Origin of the sequence: Leisingera sp. ANG1, assembly GCF_000203975.2 — a bacterium.
Lineage (GTDB): Bacteria > Pseudomonadota > Alphaproteobacteria > Rhodobacterales > Rhodobacteraceae > Leisingera.
Genome location: NZ_AFCF02000009.1, coordinates 262,805 through 279,416 on the forward strand (window position 1 = coordinate 262,805; position 16,612 = coordinate 279,416).

Below are 16,612 nucleotides of genomic sequence, written 5' to 3' on the forward strand. Positions count from 1 at the left end.
CCACCGGGGCTATTTGCTTCTTCCTGTCAGTTCAATTTCAACCAGGAACCCGGTATTCCAAATATCAGCGTTTCCATCGTCCCAGTAGGAAACCTTTACGCCAGGCCGATTGAGCTTAGGCGCTATAGAAAACCTCGCAAAGTGCTGTCGGTTTTTGAGGTTGTTCGGCTGGCCAAGTCCCCATCGCCGGTATGTCAGCGGCTCTCCTGAAGCCCAAACCCACCCCCCTGCAGGTTCGTTTCGCCGGTCTGGCTGGTACAAACCGATATAGGGACCAAAGCGCATTCCGTCATTATGTGCTATGAAGCGCTCATCCGAGGAGAATAGATCAACCACAAATTGGTTTTCTTGCTCACTGTTGATCGACACCAAGTATCCTCCGGCATTCCGCGCCATGTTGTTTGCAGAGGACCAAGCCATCGACCGCCCGTGCACTGCCAGGTAGAGACGGCCGCGGAAATAGCCAAACTTTGTTGGGTACAGCCGAAATACTGAAAGCGCCTTTCGCAACCGCGGTTCAATATCCCCTGTTAGTTCTTCAGGTGAAAACAGCCGGGCTTTGGGCGTCATCAGCTCCTCAATAGCCGGAACATTGGGAAGCACCTTCAGGAGCGCAACATCGACTTCAGAGCCATATCCAATGTTGGTCATTAAACGTGCTTGCGAAATAGCCTTGCGCGTTCGAGGACCGAATTGCCCGTCCGCTCCGCCAGTATCAAACCCCATCATACCCAGTGCTTTCTGCACTAATATCCGGTCATTTGCAGATAGCGTTACGGTGTGTCCGTCTTCTTCAATCGCTGACTTCAGCCAAGGCTCTGCAACCCGGTAGCCCCGGCGCAGATCCAACTCAAGAGACAGCGCGTCACGCCGCTTTGCCGCCAGCGCAACCAGCCGGTGCTCCGGGTAGTCTTCGTATTTCTTCAAAAACCGCTTCCAGCTCCAAACCGTGTTATACCCCGCTGCCTCGGTGAATTCCTCAATCATCTCCTGATCGATTCCCTGAGGCCGCGGGACCGGGGCAGGAGCGGCAACCGGTTGCGGTTTGGGCGGCACCAGAAAGATGTCGTGGCCCGGCAAAGATCCATAGACAAAGGGTTCCTGCTCTCCCTGCGTCGCTGCAAACACTGTGTCGCGGACTTGACGGAACAGCTTGCCAAGCTCAAGCCCCGGGGTTTCGATATGCCGCAGCAGCGCCGCCGCATAGGGGCTGTTGCGTCCGGAACCGTCCAGGGCAAGCGTGCCTCCCTTTGCCGAATATCCAACAAGAACACCGCTGGGTTCAATTATAGCCAGACCGCGGCCGATGGATCTGGTTGCGCCGGCCACTTTCATCTGCTGCTGGAACGGATTGTCCCGGCAGGCATCTACCAGCACGATTTTCAGGCCGCCGGATGACTCCACAGCTGACAGAACGCCGCTCAGCCGGATCGCTTCGAATTCGACGTCCCGGCTGCTTTTGAGTTCCGCATTGACGGGGATCAGGAAATTTGTGTTTTCAATTTCGATGCCGTGTCCTGCGTAATAAACCAAGACCACATCCGCCTGTTCAGCGGTTGCTGAAAAGTCGCGCAGCGCGAGCCGCATACCGCGGTAATCCAGGTTCTCGAATTCAGAGACTTCAAACCCGATCCGCCGCAGGGCGCTTGCAAGATCCGCGGCATCGCGACCCGGGTTTCGGAGTTTGGGAACTGCTGCGTAGTCGGAATTGCCAATGATCAGTGCCACCCGCTTTTCCGGATTTGCCTTCGCGTTTGCAGTGCCGGCTCCAAGCAGCCACAAAGCTATCAGAACCAGCTGCGTGAAAACACGGAAAACGCGCATATCAGTCCCCCCTGAACCTGCACAATCCAAGGTAGCACATTTCCGAAAAACTTCTAACCCGGCGGCTAAGGCCGGATATCCGGCCTAAAGACTGCCTGTCACCATGTCCCGCACCTTGACTGCGTAGCGGTCGGTCATGCCGGAAACGAAATCCGCCAGCGAATGCATGGCTGTACAGGCATCCTCCACCCCGCGCAGATCCAGGTCGACGGCGCGGATCAGCTGTGCCCAATGGGGATGCTCCTTGGCCAGCACCGCCTGATCCCAGCCGCAGGCAGCCAGATCGGTGTAAAGCCCGCGGAAGTGGCCGAGGATGCGGTGCAGCACCTGGCGGCCTGCGACCTCCAGCTCTGTCTTGCGGCGCGCGGCAAAGATGCGTTCCACCGACAGGCGCTGCAATTCGGCAAAGGCGTCCGCCTTGGATGATGCGCCGATCAGGTCACCGTCGAATTCGCCGCTCATGATGGCGTCGTAATTGTCCAGGAAGGCCTGCACAGCGGCGCTGGTGGCGGCACCGATGGAGAGCGCGCGCAGAAGGACGACACGCTCGCCCAGCGGCATGGCGGCGTCTTCCTCGCGGTTGCGCTTGCCGGTGATGTCCTCGAGCACAGCAGCCACATCACCCCGGTCCAGATCGCCCACGGCGCCTGCGTCCTCGATATCCATGATGCGGTAGCAGATGTCATCCGCGGCCTCGACCAGGAAAGCGAGCGGGTGGCGGCGGTACCAGCCCCCTTCTTCGCGGATCATGCCGGTGGCGGTGCAGATTTCATCGAGCAGCGCGGTGTCGGCGGCAAAGACGCCGAATTTCTTGAGACCCGCATAGGGTGCCGGACCGTCGCCGCAGACTGCATCGCGCACCTGGCGGGTACAGGGGTATTTCAGGAAGGCGCCCAGCGTTGCATAGCTGAGCCGCATTCCACCCTCGCGCCGGGCCATTTCCAGACGCCCGGCGATGCGCAGACCTTGGGCGTTGCCTTCAAAATGCGCGAACTCAGCCTGCTGGGCTGCCGGGACCTCGGCGGCGAGCCCTGCACCTGCCTTGAATTGCGCGGCAAACCAGCCGCCGATGCTGTCCTCGCCGGAGTGGCCAAAGGGCGGGTTGCCGATGTCATGCAGCAGGCAGGCGGATTGCACATGGCCCGCGATGCGCAACACCTGATCCGGGGTGATGCGTCCGTCCTTCAGCAGCGCGTGGCCCACGCTCGAACCCAGCGAACGGCCGACGCTGCAGGTCTCCATGCTGTGGATCATCCGGTGGTGCACATGGTCGTGGCTGTAGAGCGGGTGCACCTGGGTTTTCTGCGCCAGCCGCCGGAACGGCTCGGAGAACAGGATGCGGTCATAATCCTGCAGATAGGCCTCGCGCCCCGGGGCCTCGGGGAAGTCCGGCCGGCACAGCCGCCCCGGGTTCAGCAGCCTGTTCCACTCCATCGCCATGTGCCTGCTCCTTTGCCTGTCTGAGGGCGGTTAAACGGGAGGCGGACGGGAATTGCAAACCCTTCAGCGCGGTTCGATGCCGGCGGGCTCCAGCTTGTGCTCCGGCTCCACGTGAATCACCACCTGCGCCTCCGGCAGGGCATCTTTCAAGGCGATCTCAATCATGTCGCAGATGCCGTGGGACGCCCGCACCGTCATGGCGCCGTCCACCACCATATGAAACTCAATAAACAGCGCACGGCCGGCCCGGCGGGTCTTGAGGCCATGCACCTGCAGCGCGCCTGCTGCCATGCGCTGGATGACCTCTTCGATTTTCTGGCGTTCCTCCGCCGGGGCGGCGGTGTCCATCAGGCCGTTCACGGAGGCTGCGATCACCAGCCAGCCCTCGCGCAGGATGTTGACGCCGACCAGCAGCGCCAGCAGCGGGTCGAGCACCGCCCAGCCGGTGACAAGTGCCAGAACCAGCCCAGCCAGCACCCCGGCAGAGGTCCAGACATCGCTCATCAGGTGGCGCCCGCCAGCCGACAGCGCCGGGGACTTCAACCGTGTGCCCGCGCGCAGCAGCACCCGCGCCCAAGCAAGGTTCACCAGCATCGCCAGCGCGTTCACCAACATGCCGGCAGCGCCCCAGGCGGGATCGCCTGCGCGGGTCAGCGCGCTGATGGCTTCGTGCAGGATCACCAGGGCAGCGATCACGATCAGGATGCCCTCGATCACCGCCGAGAAATACTCGGCCTTGTGGTGGCCGTAGGGGTGGCCCGCGTCCGGCGGCCGCTGGGCATAGCGCACCGCGAACCAGGCCATCACCGCGCCGCCGATGTTCACCAGCGATTCCAGCGCATCCGACAGCAGCGCCACGGAACCGGTCATCATCCAGGCAGCAACCTTCAGCGTCATGACCGCCAGCGCGACCAGGATGGAGCCGGTTGCCAGCTGTTCTGCGCTGAGCCGTTGATGCATGACGCCCTGCCTTTCCCCGCTACATCAGCACGCCGCGGCGCAACAGGTTCAGGCCTGCGATCAGCAGCACCACCAGCGTTGCGCGGCGGAACAGCACCTGATCGATGCGGTCATGCAGCTGGCCGCCGACCCACATGCCCGCCACGGCTGGCACGATCAGCGCCAGCGAAAAGGGCGCGGTTTCCACGCGGATCACACCAGACCCGATGTGGGCTACCAGAAGCGCCACCGCACCCAAGCCGTAGATCACCCCCTGCACCCGGATCTGCTCTGTCTTCTCAGTGTTCAGGGCCGTCAAATAGGCCACCGTCGGCGGCCCCCAGACGCCGGACACGCCGCCGATCAGACCCGCAATGCCACCGACCACCGCCTCGCTGCGGCGGGAAGGATTGGCGATGGTGAAGGTCTTGCCCATCAGCTGGATGCAGGCAAAGACAGTGACCGGCAGGCCAATAACCAGGAGCAGAGCCTGCTGCGGCAGCAGCCGCACGGACTGGGCGCTGAGCAGCAGGCAGACAAGCCCGATCAGCAGGAACACGTGGAACTTGCGGATCGAGGCCATGGCCGCCGCGGGCCCCTGCCGCAGCGCCTGCATGCCGTTAGTTACCAGCGTAGGCAGAATCAGCCCGGCCAGCGCCAGGTCCGGCGCCAGGAACATGCTGAGGCCGGAAATGAAGATCATTGGCATGGCAAAGCCCACCAGGCCTTTGACCGTGCCCGCCAGCAGCGCGATGCCAAAGGCCGCTGCCAGCTCAGCCGGGGAAAGAAGCGTAAACAATGCGGTCATGCCTCCGCTCTATCACATCCGCAGCGTGCTGCACGGGCAAAATCGACACGCAAGATTTGATCCAAATGACGCACCCGTGAGTATTTTTGTTGCGCTGCACCTGCAAAATGATTTACCACCGGGCGACCGAAGAAGGATCTGATTCATGGCCCACGACGGACAGGACTTGCATATGAAACCGACTCTCATTCCCGACCTGCTGGCGCTGACCGGCGCAGCGCTGGAACCGCTGGACCAGCTGCTTGAGGCCGCACGGGCCTCCGTCAAGGACATGGTGAGCAGCGACGGCCGTGTCTCCGGCAAGCTGATCGAGGAAAACCAGGTGGCGGCGCATGGTCTGTCCTGGCTTGCTACTTACGTCTACTCGCTGCGGCAGATGCAGAAATGGGCGGAGAAGCTGCAGGGCGAGGGCAAGTTCGGCGAGATGGAGCAGCTGCTGCACCAGATCGGCTTTGGCGAATACCTGTGGCAGGTCTACGGCGGCATCCAGATGAACCAGGGCGAAATCATCCGCTTGCAGGATCTGGGCCTGAGCCAGGACGCCCAGCGTGCGCTTATGGTGCCTGCAGTGATGACGCTGTGCGAGCAGGGCAACAGCCAGGCCGCCCGCACCCGTCTGGTGGAGCTGATGGAGGAACAGGCTGGTTCCACCATGTTCGGCGCCTCCGGCCTGGAGGAAGAGCTGGAGATGATCCGCGACCAGTTCCGCCGCTACGCGGTAGAGAAGGTCGAGCCGAATGCCCATGACTGGCACCTGAAGGATGAGCTGATCCCGATGGAAGTGATCGAGGAGCTGGCCGAGATGGGTGTCTTCGGGCTGACCATCCCGGAGGAATACGGCGGGTTCGGCCTGTCCAAGGCCTCGATGGTTGTGGTGTCCGAGGAACTGTCGCGCGGCTATATCGGTGTTGGCTCGCTGGGCACCCGGTCCGAGATTGCGGCGGAGCTGATCCTGTGCGGAGGCACCGAGGAGCAGAAGGCCAACTGGCTGCCGAAACTGGCCAGCGCCGAGATTCTGCCGACCGCCGTGTTCACCGAGCCGAACACCGGCTCTGACCTCGGGTCCTTGCGCACCCGCGCGGTGAAGGATGAGAACGGCGATTACAAGATCACCGGCAACAAGACCTGGATCACCCACGCTGCCCGCACCCATGTGATGACGCTGCTGGCGCGCACCGATCCGAACACCACCGATCACCGCGGGCTGTCGATGTTCCTGGCGGAGAAGACCCCGGGCACCGACGAGGCGCCCTTCCCCACCCCAGGCATGACCGGCGGCGAGATCGAGGTGCTGGGCTACCGCGGCATGAAGGAATACGAGCTGGGTTTCGACAATTTCCACGTGAAGCAGGAAAACCTGCTGGGCGGCGAGGAAAACAAGGGCTTCAAGCAACTGATGGAGACGTTTGAATCGGCCCGCATCCAGACCGCGGCCCGCGCCATCGGCGTGGCGCAGTCGGCGCTGGATATTGCCATGCAGTACGCGCAGGAGCGCAAGCAGTTCGGCAAGTCGCTGATCAACTTCCCGCGCGTCTCCGGCAAGCTGGCGATGATGGCGGTGGAGATCATGATCGCCCGCCAGCTGACCTATTTCTCAGCCTGGGAAAAGGACCACGGCCACCGCTGCGACCTGGAGGCCGGGATGGCCAAGCTCCTGGGCGCGCGGGTTGCCTGGGCGGCGGCCGACAACGGGCTGCAGATCCACGGCGGCAACGGCTTTGCGATGGAATACAAGATCTCCCGCGTGCTGTGCGATGCCCGTATTCTGAACATCTTTGAGGGCGCTGCCGAAATCCAGGCGCAGGTTATTGCCCGCCGCCTGCTGGGCTGACCGCTGTCAGAGACCACCGCAGGGGAGCAATCCCCTTCTTGCCCGGCGCTCGCGCCGGGCTTTTTTCCGGGTGGCTGAGAACCGCAGCTTATGCGGCCCGCCTGCAACCACGGCACGGAATAAGTCTGTTTCCAATACAGGTTCTTCGATCCTTAACGATTCATGGTTAACAAGAGTGCATGACACTCTTTCGCTGCCTCCTTCTGCCCGCTCTGCTTTTGATCTCCGCCTGCGGCGGAGCCGTGCCGGAGGGACAATCCCCCCGTATTCTGGCGATGGGCGATTCGCTTCTGGCCTGGCACAGCCTGGCCGGCAAATCCATTTCGGACACAGTGGCCCGCGAATTGCAGGAACCGGTCGTTGACCGTTCCGTTTCCGCCGCGCGGATCATCTATAAGCTGCCCATTTCCGGCGCTGCTGGGATGAACATCCGCAAGCAGTACACGCCCGGCGAATGGGACTGGGTGATCGTCAACGGCGGCGGCAATGACTTGTGGCTTGGCTGCGGCTGCTTTGCCTGTAACCGCAAAATGGACAAGCTCATTGCCTCTGACGGGCGCAAGGGTGCTATCCCCGGGATGCTGGCAGAACTGCGCGCGTCCGGCGCCAAGGTGATCTATGTCGGCTACCTGCGCAGCCCCGGCGTGGGGTCGATGATCGAACATTGCCGGGACGAGGGCAACGAGCTGGAGGCCCGGATTGAGCGGCTGGCGGCGCTGGATGAGGGGATCTTCTTCCTGTCAAACAAGGACTTGGTGCCTTACGGCGACCGGTCCTACCACGCGCTGGACATGATCCACCCGTCAGTCAAGGCGAGCAGCGAGATCGGCCGCAAGGTGGCCGAGATTATCCGCACGAACTGAGAGAACCCCGGCCAGGACGCGCGGGTTTCCCGCCCCCCCGCCCGCTTGCACTTGCGGCCTTGCGCTGACCGCGCCACCCCTTCAATGTGGCATCAGAAACTGCCGCCGGAGGTCTAGATGCTGCGTGCTGCCCTGATCGCGTCCCTGCTGCTGCCAACCGCCTGCACCGGAGATGAAAGCCTGTCTGCCTATGGCGCCGCGGGCAAGGAGTGGAAGTTGCAGAGCATTGATGGCAGCGCCTTTACCGCCGCTGCGACCCTCATCTTTCCGGAGCCGGGCAAGATCGCCGGACGCGGGCCTTGCAACAATTTCCTGGGCAGCCAGACCGCGCCCTATCCCTGGTTTGAAACCGGGCCGCTGGCGGTGACGCGGATGGCCTGCCCGGAACTGGAGGCTGAGGACGCATTTCTGAAAGCGCTGCAGGAGATGACGCTGGCAGAGGTTTCCGGCGATGTGCTGATCCTCAGCAATGACGCGGGGCGGGAGATGCTGTTCAAAGACGGCGGCTAAGCAAGTCCATGAGCCGATTGCGCGCCTCCGGCGGTGGGTGATTGCCCAGCGACGGGGCCAGATGCGCATCCAGGAAATGACCTGTGGTACGCAGGGCCTGGAGGATTTCGGCGTCGTTTGCATCGCCCTGCCCCAGCATCACCGGCGGCAGCGGCAGCAGCCGGTCTGCCCAGTCACCGGCCCCTTCACGTGAAACAGCCCGGCCCGTTTTCGGCGACACATAGGCCAGCCCGAACCGGCTGCCGGTCACGGCGCAAACCGTGAGGTCGAGGCCAAAGCCCATCTCCTCCAGGAGCGTCAATTCCCAGCGCAGGTAGGCGAGCGGCCAGAGGTCTTCGTTGCCCAGAAGATCCAGCAGCTGTTCACTGCGGGTATAGAGACCGGCGTGCGGTTCGCGCTCTGGCAGACAAAAGGACAGCATCGCCGTCACTGTGTTGAGCCCGGCCAGTGCCAGCCGGCCAGAGAGCGCTGCGGCTGCGCGGCTGCGCAGGGGTTCGGCGTGATAACTGCCCAAATGGTCCTCGAGCCTTGCTCGCCAGGTCACATCCAGCTGTGCACCGGGTTGCAGGATCGGTGCCATCCGGCGGCCGGCCCCGCCGCGCACCACGCCTGCGTGGCGCCCGTGTTCTTCGGTGAAAACGTCGATGATGGCCGAGCTTTCGCCGTGGCGGCGCACCGAAAGCAATATGCCGTGATCACGCCACTCCAAAGCCGGGCCTCCCTGTTCTGCGGTCCGCCCTACCAGAGCGTATTGCCGGACGGGCTGCAAGCGGCGGGGTCATTCCAGGCCGGGTTCGTCCAGCAGGTGGCGGCCCTGGCGGTCCTCGACCTCGATCACCCAGAGGTCAGGGTCAAAGCTCCGCTGCCGGTTTATTGAAGCATCGACGTCCGTCTCCGCCCCCTCGGCCAGCGCATCCCATTTGCGGTCGCCGCTCATCAGGTCATAGGTGCGGTGAAAGGCGCGGGCCTGGCCGTCCAGCGTGTTGAGCTTGACCAGCACTGCGCCCGCAGTGTCGTCGCCATGGGAGGTGATGAAGGCCGGAATATCTTGGAACCGAAGGCGGGCCAGATAGGCGTCGACCCAGAAGCGGGCGGTGAGGCGGGTCATGCCGCACCCCCGCCTGCGTCAGCGCTCAAGGAGCCTGCGGGAGCCTCCGGCGGGAGTATTTTCACAAAGGTGAAAAGCACGGGGCGCTTCAATTGCCGTCCTTGAAGTCGAGGCCCATTTCGGAATAGCGCTCTGCTTCTTCCAGCCAGTTCGGGCGCACCTTCACCTGCAGAAACAGGTGCACCTTGCGGCCCAGGAATTCCTCCAGCTCGGCACGGGCGGCCTGGGAGACGGACTTGATGGTCTCGCCGCGCTTGCCCAGCACGATGCCCTTGTGGCCGTCGCGGACCACATAGATCATCTGGTCGACGCGGGCAGAGCCGTCCTTGCGCTCTTCCCATTTTTCGGTCTCAACCGTCAGCTGGTAGGGCAGCTCCTGATGCAGGCGCAGCGTCAGCTTCTCGCGGGTCATTTCCGCCGCGATCATCCGCATTGGCAGGTCGGCGATCTGATCCTCGGGGTAGAGCCAGGGGCTTTCCGGCAGCTTGCCCGCCAGCCACTGGCGCAGATCGTCGACGCCATGGCCGCGCTCTGCCGAGATCATAAAGGTTTCGGCAAATGTGTAGCGGCTGTTCAGGTCCTGGGTGAGGCCCAGCAGTTTTTCGGCCGGCACCTTGTCGATCTTGTTGATTGCCAGCGCCACGGTGCGGCCCTCGCCGATTTCGGCAAGGCCTTCGAGGATGGTCTCAACCCCTTCGGTGATGCCGCGGTGGGCCTCCACCATCAGCACGACGACATCGGCGTCCGCGGCACCGCCCCAGGCGGCGGCAACCATGGCGCGGTCCAGGCGGCGGCGGGGTTTGAACAGGCCGGGCGTGTCGACAAACACCAGCTGCGCGTCGCCCTCCATCGCCACGCCGCGGATACGGGCGCGGGTGGTCTGCACCTTGTGAGTCACGATTGAGACCTTGGCCCCGACCATGCGGTTCAGAAGGGTGGACTTGCCCGCGTTGGGCTCTCCGATCAGGGCAACGAATCCGGCGCGTGTGGTCATTTCAACTGGTCCTGTTTGCAGATCAGTGCCTCTACAGGAATTTACCCACAGGGGCCAGAGGCGTTTTCATTGGGCTTCGGCCAGCTTGCCCTATGTCAAAGACCTGTGGCAAATCCCGTGAAAGAACCACCGCGCCGAGCCAGTTCCACAAGCCAGGCCTTTATTCGAGTGCACACAAGGGGGCCAGCCTGATGAACCGCCGGGATTTTCTGATTAGGACTGCTGCATCCGCCGGAGCGCTTGGCGCAGGCAGCTGGGGTTTGGCGGGTACCGGCGGGGCGCAGCGGCTGACCATCCAGCCCGCCAGTTTCGCTTTCCATGAAACACCGACCGAAGGGCTGGTGAGCCTGTCGCCGGATGCGCCGCCGCCGGTTCTGTTTGGCACCCAAGGCACCCCCATGCGGCTGCGGGTGGAGAATGGCACCGAAGATTACACCGCGATGCACTGGCACGGGTTGCGGATTGCCAACGCGATGGACGGGGTGCCGTACCTGACCCAGATGCCGATCGCAGGCGGCGAGAGCTTTGATTATGAATTCACACCGCCGGACGCGGGCACCTATTGGTACCACCCGCATTGCATGACCATGGCGCAGATGGCGCATGGGCTGACGGGAGTGATGGTGATCCGCGAAACGGAGGACCCCGGGTTCGACGCCGATCAGGTAGTTAACCTGCGGGATTTCCGGCTGGATGATGCGGGCGCGTTCCTGCCCTATTACACTGCACGCGGCGCGGCCCGCGGCGGGACGCACGGCAATGTGCTGACTGCAAACTGGCTGCAGGCGCCGGTTTATGATCACCCTGCGGGCGGGTTGGTTCGGCTGCGGGTGGTGAACACCGACACCACGCGGATCTACAAGCTGCACCTGAGCACCGCTCAGTCGCTGATCATTGCCTGGGACGGGCATCCGGTGGCGGTTGAACTGCCCCTGCCCTCGGCCAAGGAGCCGTTGCTGGTTGGCCCCGGACAGCGGGTGGATTTCGCGGTGCGGATGCCTGCGGGCGAAGGGCAGACGGCGGAGCTGCTTGCAGAACTTCCAGGCCAGCCCACCCGCACCATGGCGCGGCTGCGGTCTGTTGGCGCGGACCTGGCACGGGATCTGCGGGAGCTGAAACCGCTGCCTGCCAACCCGGTTGCCCGGCCTGATCTGGCAAACGGCGAGGTGCATGATTTTGTCTTTGGCTGGACGCCGGAGGGCGGTCCGCCGAATGACGGCTATTGCGGCTCCATGGGCTACAGCTTCTGGTCGATCAACCGCACGCCCTGGGCCGGAGATGCGGCCAAGGGCACAGGCCCGCTGGCCGTGCTGGAAAGGGGCAAGAGCTATGTGCTGCGGCTGAGGAATGAATCGCCAAACCTGCATCCGATCCATCTGCACGGGCTGGCGTTCATTCCGATCCGCTCCAACCTGCGAAAACTGCCGCCGCTGGTGACGGATACCATGCTGCTTTTGAAAGATGAGGTGGCCGAGATCGCCCTGGTCGCCGACAATCCCGGCGACTGGGCGTTCCATTGCCATGTGATCGAGCACCAGAAAACCGGTCTTGCCGGTTACATCCGGGTGGTCTGAGTTTTAGCTGAGCTGTTCCAAAAGTGCCTTGGCGGCGGCCTGCTCGGCCTGCCGCTTGGAGCCTGCGGTGGCCTGTGCTTCGGTGCCGTCCTGCAGGCGGACAGCAATGGTGAAGACCGGTGCGTGGTCCGGGCCGCTGCGGGAGACCTCGGCATAGACCGGCACTTTCTGGCCGCGGGCCTGCGCCCATTCCTGCAGCGAGGTCTTGGCGTCGCGCGCGTCGGTTTCCACCTGGTGGATCCGGCTGCCCCAGAGGCGCAGGATCACCTCCGCCGCGGCGTCAAAGCCCGCGTCCTTGTAAACCGCGGCAATCACCGCCTCCATCGCGTCGCCCAGCAGCGCCTGCTTGCGGCGCCCGCCGGACATCATCTCGGAGCGGCCCAGTTTCAGCACCGCGCCCAGGTCGATTTCCTTGGCAACATCGGCGCAGGCCTCCTTGCGCACCAGCGCGTTGAAGCGCGGTGCCAGCTGGCCCTCGGTGGCGGTCTTGTCATGCTCCAGAAGTGCGGTAGCCATCACCAGCCCCAGCACCCGGTCGCCCAGAAACTCCAGCCGCTGGTTGTCCTTGCGGGTGGAGGAGGAGACGGAGGCGTGTGTCACGGCGCGCTGCAGCAGGTCGGGGCGGGCAAATTTATGCCCGATCCGCTCCTCAAACGCGCGCAGTTCCTTGGACAGTTTCACTGGATCCCCTTGAAGAAACGGTCGCTGCGCCAGGTCCAGAAGTAGAGCATGGAGCGCCCGGCGGAGGAGAACATGATCCGGTCGGCGCGGCCGATCAGGTTTTCGTACGGCACGAACCCAACCCCGCCCGCGGACTGCGGCAGGCGGCTGTCCGAGGAGTTGTCGCGGTTGTCGCCCATGAAGAAGTAATGGCCCTCGGGCACTTGATAGACGCTGGTGTGATCGACGCCCTGGTTGGTGATGTTGAGCACGGTATGCTCATTGCCGCCGGGCAGGGTCTCGATCTGGCGCGACTTCTTGCAGACAGCGCCCTGACCCACCGGAGCGTTTTCACAGCGCGGCATCGAGCCTTGCGGGCCCTGCCGCTCCATCACTTCCTCGAACTCGCCCGCGTCCTGCAGCTTCACCGCTTCGCCGTTGATGAACAGCACGCCGTTCTTCATCTGAATCTTGTCGCCCGGCAGGCCGACCAGACGCTTGATGAAGTCGTTGCCATTCACGGGGTGGCGGAACACCGCGACATCGCCGCGCTCCGGCTCGCTGCCGATCAGGCGGGTGTTGTCACCATCCAAGAAGGCGCAAATCTTCTTGGCATCGATGTTCACCCCGACCGCCGGGAAGCGGAGGCTGGGGCAGGACGCGTAGGAATAGCCGTAGGCCATCTTGTTCACGAACAGGAAATCCCCGATCAGCAGGGTTTCCTTCATCGATCCGGAAGGGATCCAGAAGGGCTGGAAGAACAGGGTGCGGAAAACACCGGCAATCAGCAGCGCGTAGACGACGGTCTTGATCGTCTCGATGATCGAACTGCTGGTCTTTGCTTTGGCCGTCATCAGGCTCTCCGGTTTGGTAACAGGGTCCGGGGCTACATGCGGGCCTGAGGGGGGCAAGTCAAGTTCCGGCGGATGATTCCGCCGGGTTCGCCGGGATCGGGCGTGCTTCGATCAGCACAAAGGCCTGCGCCCAGGGGTGATCATCGGTCAATGTCACGTGAATCACCGCCTCATGGCCGGGCGGGGTCATCTGTTGCAGCCGGTCGGCGGCCCAGCCGGTCACATGCATCACCGGCTGGCCGCTCCGCAGGTTGCTGACCGCCATGTCCTTCCAGGCGATCCCCATGCGCAGGCCGGTGCCCAGTGCTTTGGAACAGGCCTCCTTGGCGGCCCAGCGTTTGGCATAGGTGCCGGCCACATCGCGGCGGCGCTCGGCCTTGCGCTGCTCCACCTCGGTGAAAACACGGTTGCGGAAACGGTCGCCGAACCGGTCCAGCGTGCGTTGGATACGTTCGATATTGGCGAGGTCGGTTCCGATGCCCAGGATCATTCTTCCAGCCGCTTCAAACCCAGTTTGATGCCATGGCCCAGGAACAGCCGGTTGACCATCAGGATGACCGCCAGCAGCAGCAGGAAGATCCCGGCGAGGAAAACAATCGGAATTGTCTGCCGCGCCTCAGCAACCATTGGACTGTTCCAGTAGAGCGGCAGCTGGATAATGGTCAGCAGTGCCACAACCGCGGTCATCGCCGCCGCACAGACCCAGGCATCCCTGCCCGGCAGCGGCGCGCGGGTGGCCTGGGCGATGCGCATGCCCTCCACGACCGACGCCACCATCGGCGGCAGCACCGTTGCCAGCCCGGCCGGCATGCCGATACCGAACTGCGCCAGCAAAAGACCTGCCAGCAGCATCGCCACTGAGGCCCCCATCCACCAAAGACCGTAACGGACTAGATTGACCTGCATATTCACTCCCCCCCGGCATCACAGCCATCCGGCCGCGCCTTTTCCGTCCTGCCCGGCTCATGCTCCTGGCAGATCTGTGTTGTTTCCTCGTCCCGAAGCGGCACATCCAGCAGCGCGCAATGGGCGCCCTGAGCAGACGCCCGGTGATGCCGGCAGCTGCGGCACAGACCGAAACTGCGCCCGCCGCGGGCCGCAATCATGCCCCTGACCAGCTGCTGCAGCGCATCCCGGACTTCTTCCATCTGGCTGGCTGGCAGGTCCACTTGCGGTGCAGCGTCCAGGGCCCCGGCCACGGCTTGGCCTTGCGGCGTGAGATCATAGCGCCGCGAGCGCCGGTCGCTGCCGCCTGGCCCTTCTTGCGCCAAACCCTTGGCAGCCAGCGATTTCAGCGTCTGGGAGACCGTGCCGCGGGTTGCTGACAGGTAGTCGGCCACCGCCGACGGGGTCCGGGAGAACCGGTTGGCCCGCGCCAGATAATCCAGCGCCGACGCCTGCGCCGGGTTGAGCCCGGCAGCCCGGCGCCCGGTGCCATGCAGGCGCGAGAGCCGGTCGAGCAGGCTGGCGATTTCATGTGCCGCAGTCATGCAAGCTTGATAGCGAGTCAAAATTACCATTGCAATACTTTCGACTCGACACTATCAAATGGCATCGAGTCGACACCAAGGAGGTTGAAATGAAATTCGCATATTATCTGGCGGCGATTGCCGCTCTGGGTGCGGGGCAAGCAGCACAGGCCGGCGGCAGCCACGCTGCAACCCATGCAGAACCGCTGCTGTCGGACGCCAAGGAGGGGATAGCGCCGGACACTGACATCCGCAGCGTTCATGCCAGCCGCACTGGCGGGCATGTCACGTTCCGGATGGAAACCGGGGGAGAGGCCGGCAGCTCCGTGCCACCTGCCACAGGTTCCTTGGGTGGCGCCGGGGTGCAGGCCTATGTCTGGCCGCTGTCGCTGGATCCCTCAGCCGCGGGTTTTGAAGCCGGCAGCGGCACGCTGGCGCTGGTTGCCACCGCGCATCCGGACTTTGACGACACGCCGCTGTTCGACGAAAACGGCGATGGCGATTTGGCCAACGATGGTGCCGGCTGGCACAGCCATTGGGTGGTGCTGACCCCCAACGATGGCTGCGGCGAAGGCATGCTGTCGGTCAAGGACATCCCCGAAGGTGCCACCCCGGCGCTGCCGCCGACCTGGCCGGGACTGCCGCTCTACATCGACAGCCCCGGCTATTCGCCGGTCCTGAACGGCAAAGAAGTCAGCCTGACGGTTCCACTGGCAGAAGAGGCGCTGGCATTTGACGGGGTGACGGCCGGGTTGAAGGTCAATGCGAACATCCACGCGCCGCTGTTGTGCGTGACGGATGTGTTCGATATCGCTTCTGGCGACCTGAGCCTGCCCGGCAAGCTGGAATGACCTGATCTGCGGGAGTTAATCTGGCCCGGGGCAGTGATATGCCTTGCCCCGGCCCGTTTCTGGCTTACCGCTGTCAGCCGCGCGCGGCGTCCATCAGGCGGCGCATTTCCTGCACTGCCGGGGTGAGCCCGCGAAAGATCGCCTCGCCGATCAGGAAGTGGCCGATATTCAGCTCGCGCACTTCCGGGAAGGCCGCAACCGGCTGCACGCTGTCATAGGTCAGCCCGTGACCCGCGTGCACTTCCAATCCCAGCGAATGGGCATAGGCGGACATCTCCCGCAGCGCCTCCAGCTCGCGGTCGCGGTCTTCAAACCGGCCCTCAGCGTGATAATCGCAATAGGCGCCGGTGTGCAGTTCGATTACCTCCGCGCCGATGCGGTGTGCGGCGTCGATCTGTTTCCGGTCAGCGGCGATGAAAATCGACACGCGGCAGCCGGCATCCCGCAACGGAGCGATGAAATGAGCGAGGCGGTTTTCCTCGCGCGCCACTTCCAGCCCGCCTTCGGTGGTACGCTCTTCGCGCTTTTCCGGCACAATGCAGACTGCGTGCGGTTTGTGGCGCAGGGCGATCTTCTGCATTTCCACCGTCGCAGCCATCTCAAAGTTCAGCGGTACGCTCAGCGCCTCCATCAGCGCATCAATATCGCTGTCGGTGATATGGCGGCGGTCTTCACGCAGATGTGCGGTGATGCCGTCAGCGCCGGCATCTTCGGCCAGCTTTGCGGCGCGGACCGGGTCCGGATAGGCGCCGCCGCGGGCATTGCGCACGGTGGCGACGTGGTCGATGTTCACGCCCAGGCGCAGCTGATTGTCTGTCATGAGAGCACTCTCATCCGTCTGAAGTCAAAGCCTTGTCTCAAAGACTAGACAGACAAACTGCAAGAGC

At 63.5% G+C, this 16,612-nt stretch carries 18 protein-coding genes; 5 read left to right on the forward strand and 13 right to left on the reverse strand.

Annotated elements, in window-relative coordinates; translation table 11 throughout:
- Positions 1–9: 9 nt before the first annotated feature.
- The 4 genes from GC1_RS17435 to GC1_RS17450 form a co-directional block, all read right to left on the reverse strand.
- Positions 10–1,824 carry a caspase family protein gene (locus GC1_RS17435; protein WP_019296587.1) on the reverse strand — a complete coding sequence of 605 codons (1,815 nt, stop codon included), beginning with the start codon at positions 1,822–1,824 and terminating at the stop codon, positions 10–12.
- Between the two features lie 84 nt (positions 1,825–1,908).
- Positions 1,909–3,264: a dGTP triphosphohydrolase gene (gene dgt / locus GC1_RS17440; RefSeq protein ID WP_019296588.1), complete on the reverse strand. Its 1,356-nt coding sequence runs from the start codon at positions 3,262–3,264 to the stop codon at positions 1,909–1,911.
- Positions 3,265–3,327: 63 nt separating this feature from the next.
- Positions 3,328–4,224: a cation diffusion facilitator family transporter gene (locus GC1_RS17445; RefSeq protein WP_019296589.1), complete on the reverse strand. Its 897-nt coding sequence runs from the start codon at positions 4,222–4,224 to the stop codon at positions 3,328–3,330.
- 19 nt (positions 4,225–4,243) lie between these two features.
- A complete protein-coding gene (locus GC1_RS17450; protein WP_019296590.1) occupies positions 4,244–5,011 on the reverse strand; it encodes a sulfite exporter TauE/SafE family protein in 768 nt (255 codons plus the stop codon).
- Between the two features lie 145 nt (positions 5,012–5,156).
- Between GC1_RS17450 and GC1_RS17455 the strand changes: the two genes are divergently transcribed.
- The 3 genes from GC1_RS17455 to GC1_RS17465 all read left to right on the forward strand — a co-directional run bounded on the left by GC1_RS17455 (position 5,157) and on the right by GC1_RS17465 (position 8,215).
- Positions 5,157–6,842 carry an acyl-CoA dehydrogenase family protein gene (locus tag GC1_RS17455; protein WP_019296591.1) on the forward strand — a complete coding sequence of 562 codons (1,686 nt, stop codon included), beginning with the start codon at positions 5,157–5,159 and terminating at the stop codon, positions 6,840–6,842.
- 179 nt (positions 6,843–7,021) lie between these two features.
- On the forward strand, positions 7,022–7,705 hold the full coding sequence (locus GC1_RS17460; RefSeq protein ID WP_029204848.1) for an SGNH/GDSL hydrolase family protein: 684 nt from the start codon (positions 7,022–7,024) through the stop codon (positions 7,703–7,705).
- Positions 7,706–7,822: 117 nt separating this feature from the next.
- The gene (locus tag GC1_RS17465) at positions 7,823–8,215 is read left to right on the forward strand and encodes an META domain-containing protein (protein WP_019296593.1); all 393 of its coding nucleotides are present in this window, start codon (positions 7,823–7,825) and stop codon (positions 8,213–8,215) included.
- Here GC1_RS17465 and recO read toward each other — a convergent pair.
- The 3 genes from recO to era form a co-directional block, all read right to left on the reverse strand.
- A complete protein-coding gene (gene recO / locus GC1_RS17470) occupies positions 8,199–8,924 on the reverse strand; it encodes a DNA repair protein RecO (protein WP_019296594.1) in 726 nt (241 codons plus the stop codon). The two genes, GC1_RS17465 and recO, sit on opposite strands and share 17 nt — an antisense overlap.
- Before the next feature lie 69 nt (positions 8,925–8,993).
- A complete protein-coding gene (locus GC1_RS17475; protein WP_019296595.1) occupies positions 8,994–9,323 on the reverse strand; it encodes a DUF1491 family protein in 330 nt (109 codons plus the stop codon).
- Positions 9,324–9,411: 88 nt separating this feature from the next.
- Entirely contained in the window at positions 9,412–10,317 is a 906-nt protein-coding gene (gene era / locus GC1_RS17480) for a GTPase Era (RefSeq protein WP_019296596.1), read from the reverse strand.
- Between the two features lie 191 nt (positions 10,318–10,508).
- Here era and GC1_RS17485 point away from each other — a divergent pair, with 191 nt between their 5' ends.
- Positions 10,509–11,891, forward strand: a complete 1,383-nt coding sequence (locus GC1_RS17485; RefSeq protein WP_019296597.1) for a multicopper oxidase family protein — start codon at positions 10,509–10,511, stop codon at positions 11,889–11,891.
- Positions 11,892–11,894: 3 nt separating this feature from the next.
- Here GC1_RS17485 and rnc read toward each other — a convergent pair whose 3' ends face one another.
- From rnc to GC1_RS17510, 5 genes are read right to left on the reverse strand one after another with little or no spacing between them, the layout of a single operon-like run.
- Positions 11,895–12,572 carry a ribonuclease III gene (rnc, locus tag GC1_RS17490; protein ID WP_019296598.1) on the reverse strand — a complete coding sequence of 226 codons (678 nt, stop codon included), beginning with the start codon at positions 12,570–12,572 and terminating at the stop codon, positions 11,895–11,897.
- Positions 12,569–13,405, reverse strand: coding sequence for a signal peptidase I (gene lepB, locus GC1_RS17495; protein WP_019296599.1), 837 nt, complete (start codon positions 13,403–13,405; stop codon positions 12,569–12,571). Before lepB ends, rnc begins: the two co-directional genes overlap by 4 nt.
- A gap of 58 nt (positions 13,406–13,463) precedes the next feature.
- Complete coding sequence (gene acpS / locus GC1_RS17500; protein ID WP_019296600.1) at positions 13,464–13,895, reverse strand: holo-ACP synthase; 432 nt, start codon at positions 13,893–13,895, stop codon at positions 13,464–13,466.
- A complete protein-coding gene (locus GC1_RS17505) occupies positions 13,892–14,311 on the reverse strand; it encodes an ABZJ_00895 family protein (RefSeq protein WP_152612487.1) in 420 nt (139 codons plus the stop codon). Before GC1_RS17505 ends, acpS begins: the two co-directional genes overlap by 4 nt.
- A gap of 2 nt (positions 14,312–14,313) precedes the next feature.
- Complete coding sequence (locus GC1_RS17510) at positions 14,314–14,895, reverse strand: MarR family winged helix-turn-helix transcriptional regulator (protein WP_019296602.1); 582 nt, start codon at positions 14,893–14,895, stop codon at positions 14,314–14,316.
- 89 nt (positions 14,896–14,984) lie between these two features.
- Here GC1_RS17510 and GC1_RS17515 point away from each other — a divergent pair, with 89 nt between their 5' ends.
- A complete protein-coding gene (locus GC1_RS17515) occupies positions 14,985–15,725 on the forward strand; it encodes a hypothetical protein (RefSeq protein WP_019296603.1) in 741 nt (246 codons plus the stop codon).
- 73 nt (positions 15,726–15,798) lie between these two features.
- Here the strand turns inward: GC1_RS17515 and GC1_RS17520 are convergent, their stop codons facing one another.
- Entirely contained in the window at positions 15,799–16,545 is a 747-nt protein-coding gene (locus GC1_RS17520) for a pyridoxine 5'-phosphate synthase (RefSeq protein ID WP_019296604.1), read from the reverse strand.
- Positions 16,546–16,612 lie beyond the last annotated feature (67 nt).